Here is a 16150-nt window from a genome sequence, read left to right on the forward strand (position 1 = left end):
TCTACGCGGGTGAGTGGTCGCGGCGTCGCTCGGCCGTGCCACCCCGGCTCGCGTGCGCTTTCGAACCGGCGCGCAAACCGGCGGCGTAGATCGCGAACTTGATCCGGTCGCCCGGTTGTTCGGCGATGCCGAGGAGTTCCGTGGCGCGTTCGTGCTGGACGGAGCGGATGGCGAAACCCGGGATCGGGCCGAAGGCCCACCACGGAGGACGCAGCGCCTGCGGCGCCAGCCGGGCGGCGGCTTCGGTGCGCATGAGCCGGGTGGCGCAGGCCTCGGCGAAGTAGTCGGTGAACTCGGGCCAGGTGCCGGGCACGGGGCGGGTGGAGATGCCGTAGCTCCGATACCAGTCGCAGCATTCTTGGTACAGGCGTTCGCGGTCGGCGGCGGAGAGGGGCCGGACATAGGTGTCGACGGCCGTGACGAGGGTGTCGACGTAGGTGGCGTGCTGGAAGTGGAACAGTTCGGGGTTCAGGGCGTGATACCGCCGGCCGGCGGGGTCGCGGCCTTTGACGTGTTCGTGGGCGTATCGGATGACACGGGCGGGGTCGGGGTGGCCGTCGCAGGCCAGCTGGATCATCCGGCCGACACTGCGCTGCTTGTGCGCCCACAGGCCGGTGTGCACATGCTCGAGGAAAGAGGCCGCGATGGCGGGATGCAGGATCTGCAGGGCGACGGCGCGGGGCAGGGTGATCAGGAATCGCCGGTCGGGCAGATACCTGTGCAGTAGTGACCGGTGATCGACCGGCGCCGGATTCTTCATTCCGCGATACCTCCGACCGGGTTCCGAGCACCGGAACCAATGAGAGTAAGAAACCATTCCTTTCTCATCATGTCAATATGGTTCCCTTTCCCGCCGGGTCGAGCCCCGCCGACCCGGCACCACCGCCGCCGTACCGGCGTAGCGTGGCCCCCATGGAGCCGACCTCGGAGGTGGTGACGGCCCGCCCTGCCCCCGCGCTGGCCGCTTTCCTCGACCGCTACGTCGGATACCGCATGTTCGGGTACGAGCCCGGCCTGCATCGTGGGCTGCCGTCCCGGCATATGACGTTCATCGTCGCCATCGGTCCGTCCATCGACGTGATCAGCCACACCGACACCCGTCGGTCTCCGGACGACTACCGCTGTGTGCTGAGCGGACTCCAGGACAGTCCGGCGCTGATCGCGCACAACGGCACCCAGGAGGGAGTGGCGATCGAGCTCACGCCGCTGGGTAGCCGGGCCTTGTTCGGCCTGCCCGCCGCGGAACTGTGGAGCACCTCGATCGAATTCGCCGACCTGATCGGTGCTCCGGGGCGGCAACTGTGGGAGGAGCTCCAGGAACACACCGGCTGGCCGCGGCGATTCGCGGCGTGCGACCGCGTGCTCACCCGGCTCCTCGTGCCGGAGCGGACGGTGCGGCCGGAACTCGCCTGGGCATGGCGGGCGGTGACCGGCTCGCACGGGACGATCGGGGTCGAAGCCCTCGCCGATCGCATCGGCTGGAGCCGTCAGTACCTCACCAAGCGTTTCACCGGTGAATTCGGCTCGAGCCCGAAGGTGGCCGGGCGAGTGGCCCGGTTCGAACGGGCCAAACAGATGCTGCTGCACACCCCGTCGTTCGTATCGATAGCCCAGGTGGCCGCCGCCTGCGGTTACTACGACCAGCCGCACCTCAACCGCGAGTTCACCCGGCTGGCCGGCTGCAGCCCCACACAGTGGCTCACGGAGGAGATTCCATCCGTCCAAGACCCGGAACTCGCCGGCGAGCCAGGCTGAAAACCATGACCGCCACAGCGAAACCCCCCACGACAACCACCCCCGCACCGACCGTCTGGCCGTGCCTGGCCTTCCGCGACGCCCGCGGTACCGCGGACTTCCTGGTCCGGGCGTTCGGCTTCGAACTGACGGCCGTGTACGCCCGCGAAGACGATCCGTCGGTGATCGAACACGCCGAAATGCGCTGGCCGGAGGGCGGCGGGATCATGTTCGGCACCGCGAACAAGGGCGGCGGGCTGCCGGAACGACGCACCCCGGGCACCGAAACGGTCTATATCGTCTGCTCCGACCCGGACGCCCTGTACGAGCGGGCCACCGCGGCCGGGGCGGAGACGATCGCCGGATTGAAGGACGAGGACTACGGGTCGCGCGGGTTCACGGTCGCCGACCCGGAAGGCAATTTCTGGAGTTTCGGCACCTATCGGGGCCGGTGAGCCGCGTCGCTACACCGAATCGGGGCCGGGGCATGGTTGGCTGAGCCGGGTGGCCGCGGTGGTGTCCAGCCCTGCCGCGGCGCCTCCACCATCTCGCCCCGCGCGGCTTGACCTTCAGGTTGCTCGAAACCCGATGATGAGCGGGTGCCCGAATCCGACCTGATCACCATCGGCGCGTTCGCCCGCTCATGCGGTATCACGGCCAGCGCGCTCCGCTTCTACGACGACTCCGGTCTCCTGGCACCGGCCGGGGTCGACGAGACCACCGGATACCGCTATTACGCCCCCGGCCAGCTGGACCGGGCGGTGACCATCCGCCGCCTGCGGGATATCGATATGCCCCTGGAGGGCATCGCCCGAGTACTCGCGGCCGACGCGCACGAAGCGACCCGGCTGATCGATGACCACATGACCCGGCTGGTAGCACGCACCCAGCAGGCGCGCCGAACCGCCGAAGCGGTGAAAGCCGCCCTGGGTGAACCCGCCGGTTGGCTGGTGGCGACCGCGCGCGGGCCGGTGCTCGCGGCGGCGGTCGAGCAGATACTCGCCGCCACCGGAACCGACCCCGAACTGCCGGTTCTGGCCGGGGTACGCCTGGAGGCGACACCCGAATCGCTGACCCTCACCGCCACCGACCGCTACCGGCTGTCCACCCGCACCCTGGTCCCCGCGCAGGCGGGGTCGGCGGAATGGGCCACCACGCTGGACGGCGCCGACCTCGGCGCGGCGCTACCGCAGATCCGCGGCACCCACCTGGTGGATATCGAGGCCGGTGAGCACAACGTCCGATTCCGGACGGCCGATGGAGCCGTCCGGACCTGCCGGACCCTCCCCGGCCCCTTCCCGGACCATCGCGCGCTACTGGCCTCGCTCCCCGCCGCCGCGACCCACGCGGTGGTGTCGAAACACGAGCTGATGCGCACGCTGGACCAGCAGCGGGCGCGTTATCTCCGGCTCACGGTCGCGCCGGGCTCGCTCACCGTCTCGGGCGCCCCGGACGAACCCGCCACCGAACTGGCCGCGCTGGTCACCGGCCCGCCCGTCGATCTCGTCTTCGCTTCCACCATCCTGCACCCGGCCGTCACCACCGCCCTCGGACCCGATGTGCGGCTGGATATCGGAAGCGGGAAGGACCCGATGGTCGTCCGGTCCGCGGACAACGGCGACCTCACCACCCTGGCCATGCCGGCCGACCCCACAGTTGCCGACACCGAGAACGGATCCCGTAGATGACCACCGACCAGCTCTCCCCCGATACCACCATGAACGCGATCACCGAGGCCGTCACGCTCGGCCGGTCCGGCGATCCCGCCACCGCCCGCGAACACCTCCTGGCGCTCTGGCGCGGTATCGGAACCAGCGGCGACCCGCTGCACCGCTGCACCCTCGCGCACTACCTCGCCGACCTCTACGACGACCCTGCCCAGGCCCTGGCCTGGGATATCCGGGCCCTGGACGCGGCCGACACGCTCACCGACGACCGGTTGCGGCGGCAGTACACGGACCTGCGCGTGGCGGGGTTCTACCCGTCGCTACATCTGAACCTGGCCGACAACTACCGGCGGCTCGGCTCCTGGGCCGCCGCGACGGAACACCTCGCCGCCGCGCGGGCCCGGCTGGAGGCCCTCGCCGACGACGCCTACGGCACGCTGATCCGCACGGCGCTCGACGAGGTCGCGGCGGCCGTCGACCGGAAATCCACGCAGCGCCGTCCGAGCGCGCCCGGACCGGGCTACTGACCGATCGGCGACGCCTCGGCCGGTAGTGCGGGCCGGTCGGCGGTGAGCTTCGTGTAGTCGGGGGCGTAGACGGTCATCCAGTGCGGGCGCAGCCGGTAGAAGACCACCTCGCCGTCCCAGTCGAACGCGTCGTCGCCGTAGCAGTCCTGGAGGTAGGCGCGCAGTTCCGGCCATTCCGCGTCCGGCGCGCCGGTCTCCGGGTTCATGATCTCCGCGGTGCCGTGGGTGAAGACGCCCAGGTCCTCACCGCTCATATGCGCGACGCTCGCAGCGGGGCGAGCGGCGAGATGGCGGGCCTTGGCGGCGGTGCGCGCGGTGCCGAAGTACCACCGTCCGTGCAGGAAATGCCCGTCCACGCCGCTGACCCGCGGCTCGCCCGCGGCGGTCACCGTGGACAGCGCGAGGATGCGCATCCCGGTGAGCACCGCGGTCAGCTGCTCGGCGGTCAGGGTGCGGTCGGTGTCGATGATCGAGCGGAGGTGGCTCGTCGAGCGGGCCAGCGACGCATCCAGCAGCGCCTGCAGTTCGGCGAGTTCCTCGGGAGTTTCACGCATCGCACCACCGTATTCGCGCGGCGGCCGAACCCGATTGACCGAAATTGCTCGATTACGAGCCGCCTTCCCGTCCCCGTCACAGGTCGCTTCCCCCGCCCGCCCGCGGCGGGCGGGGCGTGGCCCGGACCGCCCACTCGTCGCACCACAGCGACCGTTCGCCGCATTCGCGCAGGTGCCCGACCGGCAATCGGTTACGTTCGTGTAACCGGCATGTCCGCTCGCTGTACAGGAGTTGCCCGATGGGGACAATCGAATACCTCAAAACCGACCCCGACCGACCACCCGTGGGTGTCGTCGACCGGTCCCCGATCACACCGGTGAAGAAAGCGATCTTCGCGGCGATCGCGGTGATCGGCGCCGCGGCCTGGGCGATCCTGGCGATCTCGCGCGGTGAATCGGTCAACGCCGTATGGATCGTGATCGCGGCGGTGTCCACCTACATCATCGCCTACCGGTTCTACGCGCGGCTCATCGAATACAAGGTCGTGAAACCGCGAGACGACCTGGCGACCCCCGCCGAGATCCTGGACAACGGCAAGGACTTCATGCCGATGGACCGGCGGGTGCTGTTCGGGCACCACTTCGCGGCCATCGCGGGCGCCGGCCCACTGGTCGGACCGGTGCTGGCGGCCCAGATGGGCTACCTGCCGGGGACCATCTGGATCATCGTCGGCGTCGTATTCGCCGGGGCGGTCCAGGACTACCTGGTGCTGTGGGTATCGATGAAACGACGCGGCCGCAGCCTCGGGCAGATGGCCCGCGACGAACTCGGGGTGATCGGCGGTGTCGCGGCGATCATCGGCGTGCTGGTGATCATGATGATCCTGCTGGCGGTGCTCGCGCTGGTCGTGGTGAACGCGCTCGCGCACAGCCCGTGGGGTGTCTTCTCCATCGCGATGACCATCCCGATCGCCCTGTTCATGGGCGTGTACCTGCGGTACCTGCGGCCCGGACGGGTCGGCGAGATCTCGGCCATCGGCTTCGTACTGCTGATCCTGGCGATCATCGCCGGCGGCTGGGTATCGGAGAACGACACCTGGGCCGGCTGGTTCACCTTCCATCCGGTGACCATCTCCTGGATGCTGATCGGCTACGGCTTCGTCGCCTCGGTGCTACCGGTCTGGCTGCTGCTGGCGCCGCGCGACTACCTGTCGACCTTCATGAAGATCGGCACCATCGGTCTGCTGGCGGTCGGCATCCTGGTGACCCTCCCGGTGCTGAAAGCCCCCGCTATCTCCGAATTCGCGACCTCGGGCACCGGCCCCGCCTTCGCGGGCAGCCTGTTCCCGTTCCTGTTCATCACCATCGCCTGCGGGGCGCTGTCCGGTTTCCACGCGCTGGTGTCGTCGGGGACCACACCGAAGCTGGTGGAGAAGGAATCACACACCAAGATGATCGGCTACGGCGGCATGCTGATGGAGTCGTTCGTCGCGGTCATGGCGATCATCACCGCCTCGATCATCGACCAGCACCTGTACTTCGCCATGAACGCCCCCGCCGGCGCGACCGGCGGCACCGCGGAAACCGCGGCGGCCTACACGAACGGCCTGGGCCTGTCGGGACCGCCCACCACGGGCGCCGCGCTGGAACAGGCGGCGGCGGACGTGGGTGAGGAGTCGGTCATCTCCCGCACCGGTGGTGCGCCCACCCTGGCCATCGGCATTTCCGAGGTGTTCGCCGGTTTCCTCGGTGGCGCCGGGATGAAGTCGTTCTGGTACCACTTCGCGATCATGTTCGAGGCGCTGTTCATCCTCACCACCATCGATGCGGGCACCCGCGTGGCGCGGTTCATGCTCTCCGATTCGCTGGGCAATCTCCGGGGCCCGGCCCGCCGGTTCGCCGATCCGTCATGGCGGGTGGGGGCCTGGCTGTGCTCGGCGATCGTGGTGGCGGCCTGGGGTTCGATCCTGCTCATGGGGGTCACCGATCCGCTGGGCGGGATCAACGCGCTGTTCCCGCTGTTCGGTATCGCCAACCAGCTGCTGGCCGCGATCGCGCTGACCGTGGTGCTGACCATCATGGTGAAGAAGGGGCTGACGAAATGGGCCTGGATCCCGGGTATCGCCCTCGCCTGGGATCTGCTCGTCACCATGACCGCGTCCTGGCAGAAGATCTTCTCCGCCGACCCGAAGGTGGGCTACTGGAAGCAGAACAGCATCTGCCGGGCGGCCAGGGACGCGGGCGAGCTGTGCTTGACGGCGAAAACGCCGGACGATGTGGACGCGGTGATCCGCAATACGTTCATCCAGGGCCTGCTGTCGGTGATCTTCGCGGTACTGGTACTTATCGTGGTCCTGGTCGCCGCCTGGGTGTGCTACCGGAGCTGGAAGTCCGGTGGAACCTCCACCACCGAATCGCCGGAGGAACCGTCGAAGATCTTCGCGCCCAGCGGTTTCCTGCCCACCGCGCAGGAGAAGGAAGTGCAGCGGGAGTGGGACGATCTCATCGCAAAGGGTGAGGTCGAACGGCCCGGGGCCGCACACGCCGGGGTACACGGGTGACCGGGGCGGTCGCGGAGAGTGGAACGGGCCCCGGCGCACCGGCCCGGGCGCGCGTGCGTAAGTTACCCGCGGCGATCGTCCGGGCGGCCCGCGGGGTCCTGTGGTATCTGGACTCTGTGGTGGGCGGCCAGGACTACCAGCGCTATCTGGCGCATATGCGCCGGGTCCATCCCGGCCGCCCGGTCCTGTCCGAACGGGAGTACTGGCGCGAACGCCATGCCGATGCCGAGCGCAATCCGGGCGCCCGCTGCTGCTGACCACGTACGCGAGCCGCGGGGACCGGTGACCCGGTCTCCGCGGCCGCCGCGCACCCCGGCGCAGTGTCTGTTTTCCGCTAGCCCCGGCTGAGCCCAGCTGCCATCGTGTGTGGGGTGAGCACCACGGTCCTGGATTTCGAACGCTGTTACCGCGCGGTCACCGCCCGGGATTCCCGTTTCGACGGGCAGTTCTACACCGCCGTCCGTACCACCGGAATCTATTGCCGCCCTTCCTGCCCCGCCATCACCCCCAAACCCGCGAACGTGACATTCCTGCCGACCGCGGCGGCGGCGCAGCAGGCGGGCTACCGCGCCTGCCGGCGCTGCCTCCCCGACGCGGCACCCGGCTCACCGCTGTGGAACACCCGGGCCGACCTCGCCGCCCGGGCCATGCGGCTCATCGGCGACGGCATAGTGGAGCGCGGCGGTGTCCCGGCGCTGGCCGCCGCCCTGGGCTACTCCCAGCGTCAGCTCACCCGGGTGCTCACCAGCGAACTCGGCGCGGGCCCGCTCGCACTGGCCCGGGCCCATCGGGCACATACCGCACGGTTGCTGATCCAGACCACAGCCATGCCCATGTCGGATATCGCCTTCGCCGCGGGCTTCGCGAGTATCCGGCAGTTCAACGACACCGTACGTGAAGTATTCGCGGTCAGCCCCAGCATCATGCGCGCCGAAGCGCAGCGGGCGAAGGACCACCGCCCCGCCGTCAACGGCACCCTCACCCTGCGACTGCCCTACCGTCCGCCGCTGGACCGCGACTGGCTGGAGTGGTTCCTGTCCGCGCACGTGGCGCCGGGCCTGGAACTCTGGCACGACTCCGGCGGCGACGGCCATTACCTGCGCAACATCCGCACCCCGCACGGATACGCCGGAATCCGGCTCAACGTCCGGCCCGGGCACGTCCGGGCGGAGCTGACACTGCGCGATATGCGCGATCTGGCACCCACCGTGGCCCGGATCCGGCATCTGCTCGACCTGGACGCCGACCCGGTCGCGATCGACGAGGTCCTGCTGCGACCGCATACTGCGCCACAGCCCGCCGGACCCGACCCCGTACCGCGATTCGTTCCCGGTATCCGGGTGCCCGGCTGCGCGGACGGAGCGGAACTGCTGCTGCGCACCATGATCGGCCAGCAGATCTCGGTGACCGCCGCGAATACCCACACCGCCCGCCTGGTGGCCGCGCTCGGCGAACCGGCCGAAGGTCCGGTGCGATGGCTGTTCCCGGCACCCGCGGTGATCGCCGAGCGGGGCGCCGAGGTGCTGACCGGCCCGCAGCGGCGCGTCCGGGCCATCACAGCCGCGGCCGCGGCGCTGGCCGCCGGGGATCTCGTACTGCACCAGGGCCGGACCGCCGCCGAACTGCGCCACGATCTGCTGGCACTCGACGGTGTCGGCCCGTGGACCGCGGACTACGTCACCATGCGCCTGCTCGCCGACCCCGACATCCTGCTGGGCACCGATCTCGTGGTGCGCCGGGGCGCCCTCCTCCAGGGGATCGACCTGACCGATACCGGCCACTGGTCGCCCTGGCGTTCCTACCTGTCCATGCAGCTGTGGCGGACCGCGCTACACACCCGGGCCGGCCGTGCGGCGGTCACCGGAGAAACCATCGATACCGACGCGAAAGTGAGCACCGACCAATGACCGCACTCACCGCAATTTCCTCCGCGCCGAGCGCCGGCACCCGCACCGCCGAGGCCGCGACCGTGCACACCCACCTCGGCCCGTTCACCGCGATCGTCGACGGCGACGGCGCGGTACTCGCCTCCGGCTGGACCGCCACGCCCGAAGAACTGCGCATGGTGATACATCCCTCCCTCCGCCCCGGCGAACTCCGCACCCGCGACGACCTCGGTGACGTGACCGCTGCCGTCCGCGCCTACCACCGGGGCGAACTCACCACGATCGATACCGTGCCCGTCCGCCAGCAATCGGGTGAGTTCCTCCGGCACGCCTGGGACGTACTGCGCACCGTTCCGGCAGGACAGCCGATCACCTATACCGAGTTCGCCGCCCGCGCCGGGCGGCCCGCCGCCACCCGCGCGGCCGCGAGCGCCTGCGCCCGGAACGCGGCGGCACTCTTCGTGCCCTGCCACCGCGTGATCCGCACGGACGGCACCCTCGGCGGTTTCCGCTGGGGGCTGGACATCAAACGCCGGCTACTCGATCTCGAGGCATGAGCGGCGGGTCCGAGCAGTTCACCCGGCCGGGACCCGCGATATCAGCCGAGGGTGGCGCGCAGATGCGAGCCGTTGCGGCCACGCACCACATGGAGGCGGCTGGGGATGCGCTGGCGCATTTCGTCGACATGACTCACCAGGCCCACCACCCGGCCGCCCGCGCGTAATTCGTCGAGGACCCCCATCACGGCATCCAGGGTGTCGGCGTCCAGACTCCCGAACCCCTCATCGATGAACAGGGTGTCCAGGATGATGCCCCCCGCCTCCGCGGCGACGGTATCGGCCAGCCCCAGCGCCAGCGCCAGCGAGGCCATGAACGTTTCACCGCCGGAAAGGGTACGGGCCGGGCGGACGGCACCGGTGTAGTCGTCGCGGATGTCCAGGCCCAGACCACCGCGGCGGCCGTGAGTACCGGCACGGTCGGTGTGCACGAATTCGTACCGGCCGCCCGACATCCGGCGCAGCCGCACCGACCCGGCCTCCGCCACCTCTTCCAGACGAGCCGCCAGTACATAGGAACGCAGCGACATCCGCCGGTTGTTCTCCCCCCGTCCGGCGACCACCTCGGCAAGGGCGGTGAGCTCCTGATGTGCGACCTGGGCGGGGGCGATCAGATCCACCGCCGCCCAGAGCTGCCCGCACAGGTTCTCCAGCCGGGTGACCCGCTGCACGGCGGCCGCGTGACCGGCGATCGCGTCGTCCAGGGCCGCGCGCGCCTTCCGCACCGCCTCGTCCAGCGTTTCCATATCGCGGGGTTCGGCCGCGGCCGCCGCCCGTACCTCCGGTTCGTTCACCACCGCCTGCGCCGCCGCCCGCGCCTCGTCGGCCGCGGTGAGGGCCGCGGCGATGGCCTCCTGCCGCTGCCGGGAGCGGGTGGCGGCGGCAATGATCGGCGAGTACACCCGCAGGATCGCCTGGAATTCCGCCGGCCCGTGGCCGGTTTCCGCCGACCGGGGGCCGGCCGCCGCATCCTCCACCCCGGACCACACGACAGCCGTGGTGGGCGGCACCAGCCCCGCGGACAGCGCGAGCTTCTCCACCCGCGCGGTGCAGGTAGCGACGCGCTCCCAGGCCCGCTGGGCCGCGGCATGAGCCTCCCGGCGATCCCCCGCGGCCTTGATCAAGGCGTGCAACCGCTCCCGGCGCCGGGCGATGGTTCCGTCCCGCCCGGCCGCGGTCCGCAACTTCCGGTCGATCTCGGCGAGACGGGTCCGCGCCGCCTGGATGCGCGCGGCCACCGCGCCGGCACGGGTTTCCGTACCGCGCAAGGCGTCGTGCAATTCGTTCTCCCCGGCACGCAGACGGTCGAGTTCCGCGGCACAGGCGGCGGCGGTCTCCGCCAGTTCCTCGGCATCGGTGAAACGGCCGGTCGCCCTGCGCAACGCGGCGGTCAGCTCCGCCCGGTCCGTATCGCCGCCCCGGGCGAGCTGGGCCTGGATCTCGCGCTCCACCTCCGCCAGCGCGGTCCGGGCCCGGTCCAGGTTCGCTTCGGCCGCGCGTTCGGCCGCTTCGGCCGCGGCCTCGTCCTCCTCCGATACCGCGCCGGCTTCCGGATCGGCCGGGCGCGGATGCTCGACCGACCCGCAGACCGCGCACTCCTGACCGTCGACCAGCCGTCCGGCCAGTTCCGCCGCCATCCCGGCCAGGCGCCGTTCGCGCAGTTCGAGTACGTATTCGCGGGCTTCGAGATGAGCGGCGCGCGCCGAATCCAGATCGAGGCGCGCCCGGTCGAGGGTGATCCGGGCCCCGGCCAGCGCCGCCGCCGCGGTGGCCGCTGTCCGCAGTCGTTCACATTCCGCGCGTAAACCGGGCAGCGCCGCCTTCGCGTCATCGGCTTCCCGCGCTCGCGCCTGCGCGTCCGCGATGATCTCCGGTAGCCGCGCCCGGCGCTCGGCCAGCTCGGCCGAACGCGCCCCGAGTTCCCGTTCGCTGTCGTGTAGTTCCGCGAGTTCGGTCCGAAGCTCCTCGGCCGCGGCCGCGTCGGCGCGGATCTCCTCCACTTTGCCCAGTACCGCACTCCATCCACGGATGGCGGTATCCAGGCCGAGATCCTCCTCGGGTTCCTCACGCTCGTCGGGGACGTCCTCCGGTCCGCGAAGTACCAGGCGTATCCCCGGAATATCCGCGCTGTCGGGTTCTTCGGCCAACCGCATCAGCCGGGCAGCGGCCGCCGCGGCTTCCGTGTCCTGGCCCCGAGCGGCCCGCAATGCCGATTCGGCCTCCGCCAAGGCCACGGCCACCGGCTCGGCACGCCGGGCCCGGTCCAGTTCGGCGCGCTCGGCCGCTCGCTGCGCGGCACCGGCCTCGAGGTCCGCGAGCTGCTGGCGCGCGAGGGCGAGCCGTCGGCGCTGCCCGGCCGACCGGCGTTCCCCCTCGGCCCGCTCATCGGCCTCCGCCGACTCCGTGCGACGCGACTCCAGCTCGCCGGTCGCGGCCTCGGCATCGCGACGGGCGATACCGAGCAGATCCTGCGACCACTCGACCGCGTCGAGAATATCGATCCGCTCGGTACGGTCGATTCCCGCTGTCACCGCGACCCGGGTGATCAGATCCTCCACATTGCGCTGCTGTGCGCCGATCTGCTCGTCGGAGTTCTTACGCTGAGCGGTCAGCCACTGCTCGGCCGCCCCGAACCGGCCCGTATCGAACAGTTTCTCGAGCAGTCGCTCCCGCTCCTCGTTCTCCGCGCGCAGGAATTTCGCGAAATCGCCCTGCGGCAGCAACACCACCTGGAAGAACTGGTCGGCGCTCATCCCGAGCAGACGCACGACCTCCTCCCCGATCTCCGGTATCCGGGACAGGTTCGTACCCCGGCCGTCCAACCAGGTGAGAGTGGCCTTGGCGTTTTCCACCCGGGTTCCGCTGCCGCGGAGTTTCGGCCGTTCGAATTCGGGATGGCGGGTGAGCCGCACCCGCCGGCCACCCAGAGTCGCCTCCAGCACCACCCCGGGGCGCAGCTGCGCCGGCGCATGGTCGGAACGCAGGCGTTTGTCCCCGCGCGCCCCGGGCACCCGGCCGTACAGCGCGTACGCGATGGCATCCAGCACCGTGGTCTTACCCGCGCCCGTCTGCCCGTGCAGCAGGAAGAGGCCGTCGGCGCCGAGCGCGTCGAAATCGACCGCGGCGGTTTCGGCGAAGGGGCCGAACGCCGTCATCTCCAGCCGGTGCAGTCTCATGCGGGGAGTCCCGTTTCGGCGGCCGCCGACTTCCCTTCGGTTTCGCGCACCGCTGCCGCCATCGCCCGGGCCAGCCAGTCCATCTCGGCGGTGTTCGGCTCACCGCGCACATCGGTGAGAAAGGTGCGCGCGATATCGGTATCGTCGCGCCCCCGCACCCGCTCGCGGTACTTCGAGGTGGGATCGCTGCGAGGTCGATCCCATTCCACATGTACCGCGTAGGGGAAACGCTCGCGCAGTTTACGCATGGCGTCCACGGGACGGGCGTAATCGGTGAGGGTCACCGAGACATAGTGCTCCTCGGCCGATTCCCAGCGCGGGTCCACCAGCAGCTCCTCCAGGGACCCGGTGAGCCGGCTGAGCCCGCGCACCGAAGGCAGCTCGTGGCCGCGGACCCGGACCGGGCCCTCGGCGTCCAGATCCACCAACCAGACTCGTTTACGGTGCGAACTCTCCCCGAACGAGTAGGGCAGCGGCGACCCCGAATAGCGCACGGACTCCGCCAGGGTCTGCGGAGAATGCAGATGCCCGAGCGCGACATAGTCGAAACCGGGCTCGGTGAACAGCGCCAGCGGCACCGTCTCCACACCGCCCACCGCGATCGAACGTTCCGAGCCGGTGGCCGTACCACCCACGACGAAGGCGTGCGCCAGCAGTACCGACCGGACGCCCGGGCGGCGCCCGATATCCGCGCGGATCCGGCCGAGTACCGCCTCCAGCACCTCGGCATGGGACCGGGCCCGCGGCACCCCGAGCTCGCCGCGGCATATCTCCGGCTCCAGATACGGAATACCGTAGAAGGCGATCTCGCCGTACTCGTCGGACAGCAGCACCGGACGGTCCGAATCGGCCACGGTGGTGCGCAGATACAGTCCACCGGCCGCCGCGAAACTGGCGCCGGCCCCGAGCCGGGTGGGCGAATCGTGGTTCCCCGAAGTCGCCACGATCCGCGCCCCGGCCGCCCGGAGGGCCTCGAAGCCCCTGTTGCACACGGCGATAGCCTCCGCGCTCGGAATGGAGCGATCGTAGACGTCTCCCGGTAGCACCACCGTATCCACCTGCTCCGCCGCGACGAGCTCCGCGAGCGCGCCGAGGACCCGTGCCTGATCCGCCAGCAGATCCACACCGTGGAAGGTGCGACCGATATGCCAGTCCGACGTATGCAGGATTCGCATGACCGCGAACCTAGGGCAACCCACCGACATCTTTCAACGCGAACCCGCACACCCGCGGCGCCACACCGGCAACACGCCGACGCGCGATCCGGCCGCCACCTCCCCCTTGCCATCGTGGCGGATCCCACCCATGACCCTTGACGGGTATGAATACCGCCGCCGACCACCGTTTCCGCACAAACACCGCACCGAACAGGCCGTGCCGTAACACGGTCGACCCTTCCGGACGATAGTGTTCAATCGTGGCTGCTTCCCAACGAGTGAATTCCCGGGTGCCCGCGCCGCAACGTTCGTTACTGCCGACGGTGCCGGGCGTCCCGGCCTACGCCGCAGTACTCATCGCGGCCGTCTGCACATTCCTGGGCTTCCTCATCGATGCCCTCGGCGACGTCACGGATCTCACCGGCACCTTCAGCGCGTTCTACGTCCTCGGCTGCCTCGCGGCCGTGGCCACCGTGCGGTTCCGCGGTCTGTTCACCACGATGGTGCTACCGCCGCTACTACTGTTCGTCGCGGTGCCGCTGGCCTACGGCCAGCTCACCGGAAGCAGCACCGTCTCGGTCAAGGATGTCCTGCTGAACCTGGCCATGCCGCTGGTCCACCGGTTCCCGCCGATGATGCTGGCAACGGTGCTGGTGTTGATCGTGGCGGGCATCCGGATCGCGCAACACCGCGCCGAGAACACCGAGCGTGGGACGACCGAAACCCGGCGCGCAACGAACCGGGGCCGCGGCGAACGCCGGGCGGCCCGCGACGGAAGCCGGGACCGGGCCGAAACCCGGTCCCGGCGCGAGACCGCGAAACGGCCGGCCCGCGAACAATCGAAACGAGCGCCGGGTGGGGAGGGAAAATCGGCTCGCGGGGGTAAACCGTCGCGCGCGCAAACGCTGGCCGCCCGCTCCAAGGAGAAGGCGAAAGCACGGCCGAAACGGTCCGAACCCGATTACACCCGCGATTCCTACGGCGAATCCCCCCGCCCCGGCGGCCGCGGCCGTCCCCCCGTCGACACGGGCGCCCGCCCGGCCGCGCCCCGCTCACGCGAGATGCGTGCACACCGGCCCGCGCGCACCGGTGTACCGGTACAGGAGGAACCGGTACGGGCGAGCGCACGCCGCGAACCGCCGCGGCAGCCGCAGGCCGCCCGCGTCCGCGATCGGGAACCGATCCCGGAACGGCGCCGTCCGGAGCGCCGGTGAACTAGCGCCGGGCGGCCCGTAATTCACGCGGCAACGCGAACACGAGGGTCTCGTTCGCGGTGGTCACCGGCTGTACCTCGCCGAAACCGTGCTCGGCCAGCATGTCCAGCACCCCGCGCACCAGGATGTCGGGGACGGAGGCGCCGGAGGTGATACCGACCGTCCGGACCCCCTCCAGCCAGGCGGGCTCCACCTCGCGGGCGTAATCCACCAGATGGGCCGCCCGGGCGCCGGCGCCGAGCGCGACCTCCACCAGACGCACCGAGTTCGACGAGTTCCGCGAACCGACCACGATCACCAGATCGCATTCCGGCGCCATCGCCTTCACCGCGACCTGCCGGTTCTGCGTGGCGTAACAGATATCGTCGCTGGGCGGATCCTGCAGCGCGGGGAACTTCTCCCGCAGCCGCGAGACGGTCTCCATGGTCTCGTCCACGCTGAGCGTGGTCTGGGAGAGCCAGATCACCTTGGATTCGTCGCGCACGGTCACCTTGTCCACCGCGTCGGGCCCGTCCACCAGCTGCACATGATCGGGAGCTTCACCGGCGGTGCCCTCGACTTCCTCGTGGCCTTCGTGGCCGATCAGCAGGATGTCGTAGTCGTCCCGGGCGAAACGTTTGGCTTCCTGGTGGACCTTGGTCACCAGGGGGCAGGTCGCGTCGATGGTGCGCAGATTCCGTTCGGCGGCATCCGCGTGTACGGCCGGGGAGACACCGTGCGCGGAGAACACGACGAGTTCGCCCTCGGGTACTTCCTCGGTGCTGTCGACGAAGATCACCCCGCGTTCCCGCAGGGTCTCCACCACATGGCGGTTGTGCACGATCTCCTTGCGTACGTAGATCGGCGCACCGTGCTTCTCCAGCGCCTTCTCCACGGTTTCCACCGCACGGTCCACACCCGCGCAGTACCCGCGCGGTTCGGCGAGCAGCACTCGTTTACCCTCGGGGACCGCGGTGGCGGTGCCGGCCGAGCGAGTGATTCCGACGTTCAACGGTATTGCCGAGGACATGCCGACAGGATACGTGCGTACCTCCGCCTCCGCTCCGGCCGTGCGCTCCCTGCGTACCTCCGCCTCCGCTCCGGCCGTGCGCTCCCTGCGTACCTCCGGCCGGCACGCTTCTCGTGACACTCACCACCCGGCGGCTTGCCGCAAAGAGGCGCCCTCTTTTGCGGACCA

The 16150-nt window shown here is 70.2% G+C and carries 14 protein-coding genes; 9 read left to right on the forward strand and 5 right to left on the reverse strand.

Going from position 1 to position 16150, the window contains the following annotated elements; genetic code table 11:
- Window position 1: 1 nt before the first annotated feature.
- Window positions 2-760 carry an oxygenase MpaB family protein gene (locus tag ACYR7D_RS01800; RefSeq protein WP_459547894.1) on the reverse strand — a complete coding sequence of 253 codons (759 nt, stop codon included), beginning with the start codon at window positions 758-760 and terminating at the stop codon, window positions 2-4.
- 152 nt (window positions 761-912) lie between these two features.
- Between ACYR7D_RS01800 and ACYR7D_RS01805 the strand changes: the two genes are divergently transcribed.
- The 4 genes from ACYR7D_RS01805 (at window position 913) to ACYR7D_RS01820 (ending at window position 3928) form a co-directional block, all read left to right on the forward strand.
- Window positions 913-1755 (forward strand): helix-turn-helix domain-containing protein, encoded by an 843-nt coding sequence (locus ACYR7D_RS01805; RefSeq protein WP_459547895.1) that lies wholly within the window; start codon window positions 913-915, stop codon window positions 1753-1755.
- A gap of 5 nt (window positions 1756-1760) precedes the next feature.
- On the forward strand, window positions 1761-2189 hold the full coding sequence (locus ACYR7D_RS01810; protein WP_459547896.1) for a VOC family protein: 429 nt from the start codon (window positions 1761-1763) through the stop codon (window positions 2187-2189).
- A 144-nt stretch (window positions 2190-2333) separates the two neighbouring features.
- On the forward strand, window positions 2334-3422 hold the full coding sequence (locus ACYR7D_RS01815) for a DNA polymerase III subunit beta family protein (RefSeq protein ID WP_459547897.1): 1089 nt from the start codon (window positions 2334-2336) through the stop codon (window positions 3420-3422).
- Window positions 3419-3928 (forward strand): hypothetical protein, encoded by a 510-nt coding sequence (locus ACYR7D_RS01820; protein ID WP_459547898.1) that lies wholly within the window; start codon window positions 3419-3421, stop codon window positions 3926-3928. The genes ACYR7D_RS01815 and ACYR7D_RS01820 overlap by 4 nt, the downstream gene beginning before the upstream one ends.
- Here the strand turns inward: ACYR7D_RS01820 and ACYR7D_RS01825 are convergent.
- Window positions 3922-4482, reverse strand: coding sequence for a pyridoxamine 5'-phosphate oxidase family protein (locus ACYR7D_RS01825; RefSeq protein WP_459547899.1), 561 nt, complete (start codon window positions 4480-4482; stop codon window positions 3922-3924). The two genes, ACYR7D_RS01820 and ACYR7D_RS01825, sit on opposite strands and share 7 nt — an antisense overlap.
- Before the next feature lie 239 nt (window positions 4483-4721).
- Here ACYR7D_RS01825 and ACYR7D_RS01830 point away from each other — a divergent pair, with 239 nt between their 5' ends.
- From ACYR7D_RS01830 to ACYR7D_RS01845, 4 genes are all read left to right on the forward strand, one after another.
- The gene (locus ACYR7D_RS01830; RefSeq protein ID WP_459547900.1) at window positions 4722-6983 is read left to right on the forward strand and encodes a carbon starvation CstA family protein; all 2262 of its coding nucleotides are present in this window, start codon (window positions 4722-4724) and stop codon (window positions 6981-6983) included.
- Window positions 6984-7036: 53 nt separating this feature from the next.
- Entirely contained in the window at window positions 7037-7240 is a 204-nt protein-coding gene (locus ACYR7D_RS01835; RefSeq protein WP_459547901.1) for a YbdD/YjiX family protein, read from the forward strand.
- 114 nt (window positions 7241-7354) lie between these two features.
- Entirely contained in the window at window positions 7355-8890 is a 1536-nt protein-coding gene (locus ACYR7D_RS01840) for an Ada metal-binding domain-containing protein (RefSeq protein WP_459547902.1), read from the forward strand.
- Window positions 8887-9426 carry a methylated-DNA--[protein]-cysteine S-methyltransferase gene (locus ACYR7D_RS01845; RefSeq protein WP_459547903.1) on the forward strand — a complete coding sequence of 180 codons (540 nt, stop codon included), beginning with the start codon at window positions 8887-8889 and terminating at the stop codon, window positions 9424-9426. Before ACYR7D_RS01840 ends, ACYR7D_RS01845 begins: the two co-directional genes overlap by 4 nt.
- Before the next feature lie 41 nt (window positions 9427-9467).
- On the opposite strand, the gene ACYR7D_RS01850 is transcribed toward ACYR7D_RS01845, so the two are convergent.
- Both ACYR7D_RS01850 and ACYR7D_RS01855 read right to left on the reverse strand, forming a co-directional pair.
- On the reverse strand, window positions 9468-12602 hold the full coding sequence (locus tag ACYR7D_RS01850; RefSeq protein WP_459547904.1) for an AAA family ATPase: 3135 nt from the start codon (window positions 12600-12602) through the stop codon (window positions 9468-9470).
- Window positions 12599-13777 (reverse strand): exonuclease SbcCD subunit D, encoded by a 1179-nt coding sequence (locus tag ACYR7D_RS01855; protein ID WP_459547905.1) that lies wholly within the window; start codon window positions 13775-13777, stop codon window positions 12599-12601. Before ACYR7D_RS01855 ends, ACYR7D_RS01850 begins: the two co-directional genes overlap by 4 nt.
- A gap of 242 nt (window positions 13778-14019) precedes the next feature.
- Here ACYR7D_RS01855 and ACYR7D_RS01860 point away from each other — a divergent pair, with 242 nt between their 5' ends.
- Window positions 14020-14973 (forward strand): DUF6542 domain-containing protein, encoded by a 954-nt coding sequence (locus ACYR7D_RS01860; protein ID WP_459547906.1) that lies wholly within the window; start codon window positions 14020-14022, stop codon window positions 14971-14973.
- A gap of 1 nt (window position 14974) precedes the next feature.
- Here the strand turns inward: ACYR7D_RS01860 and ACYR7D_RS01865 are convergent, their stop codons facing one another.
- Window positions 14975-15982: a 4-hydroxy-3-methylbut-2-enyl diphosphate reductase gene (locus ACYR7D_RS01865; protein WP_459547907.1), complete on the reverse strand. Its 1008-nt coding sequence runs from the start codon at window positions 15980-15982 to the stop codon at window positions 14975-14977.
- Window positions 15983-16150: the final 168 nt, after the last annotated feature.

It is taken from the genome of Nocardia sp. X0981 (assembly GCF_977089955.1).

Excerpts from the sequence above, each read along its gene's own strand:
- ACYR7D_RS01800 (WP_459547894.1), bottom strand. The coding sequence starts at position 760 with ATGAAGAATCCGGCGCCGGTCGATCACCGGTCACTACTGCACAGGTAT.
- ACYR7D_RS01805 (WP_459547895.1), top strand. The coding sequence starts at position 913 with ATGGAGCCGACCTCGGAGGTGGTGACGGCCCGCCCTGCCCCCGCGCTG.
- ACYR7D_RS01855 (WP_459547905.1), bottom strand. The coding sequence starts at position 13,777 with ATGCGAATCCTGCATACGTCGGACTGGCATATCGGTCGCACCTTCCAC.
- ACYR7D_RS01810 (WP_459547896.1), top strand. The coding sequence starts at position 1,761 with ATGACCGCCACAGCGAAACCCCCCACGACAACCACCCCCGCACCGACC.
- ACYR7D_RS01825 (WP_459547899.1), bottom strand. The coding sequence starts at position 4,482 with ATGCGTGAAACTCCCGAGGAACTCGCCGAACTGCAGGCGCTGCTGGAT.
- ACYR7D_RS01845 (WP_459547903.1), top strand. The coding sequence starts at position 8,887 with ATGACCGCACTCACCGCAATTTCCTCCGCGCCGAGCGCCGGCACCCGC.
- ACYR7D_RS01820 (WP_459547898.1), top strand. The coding sequence starts at position 3,419 with ATGACCACCGACCAGCTCTCCCCCGATACCACCATGAACGCGATCACC.
- ACYR7D_RS01830 (WP_459547900.1), top strand. The coding sequence starts at position 4,722 with ATGGGGACAATCGAATACCTCAAAACCGACCCCGACCGACCACCCGTG.
- ACYR7D_RS01850 (WP_459547904.1), bottom strand. The coding sequence starts at position 12,602 with ATGAGACTGCACCGGCTGGAGATGACGGCGTTCGGCCCCTTCGCCGAA.
- ACYR7D_RS01865 (WP_459547907.1), bottom strand. The coding sequence starts at position 15,982 with ATGTCCTCGGCAATACCGTTGAACGTCGGAATCACTCGCTCGGCCGGC.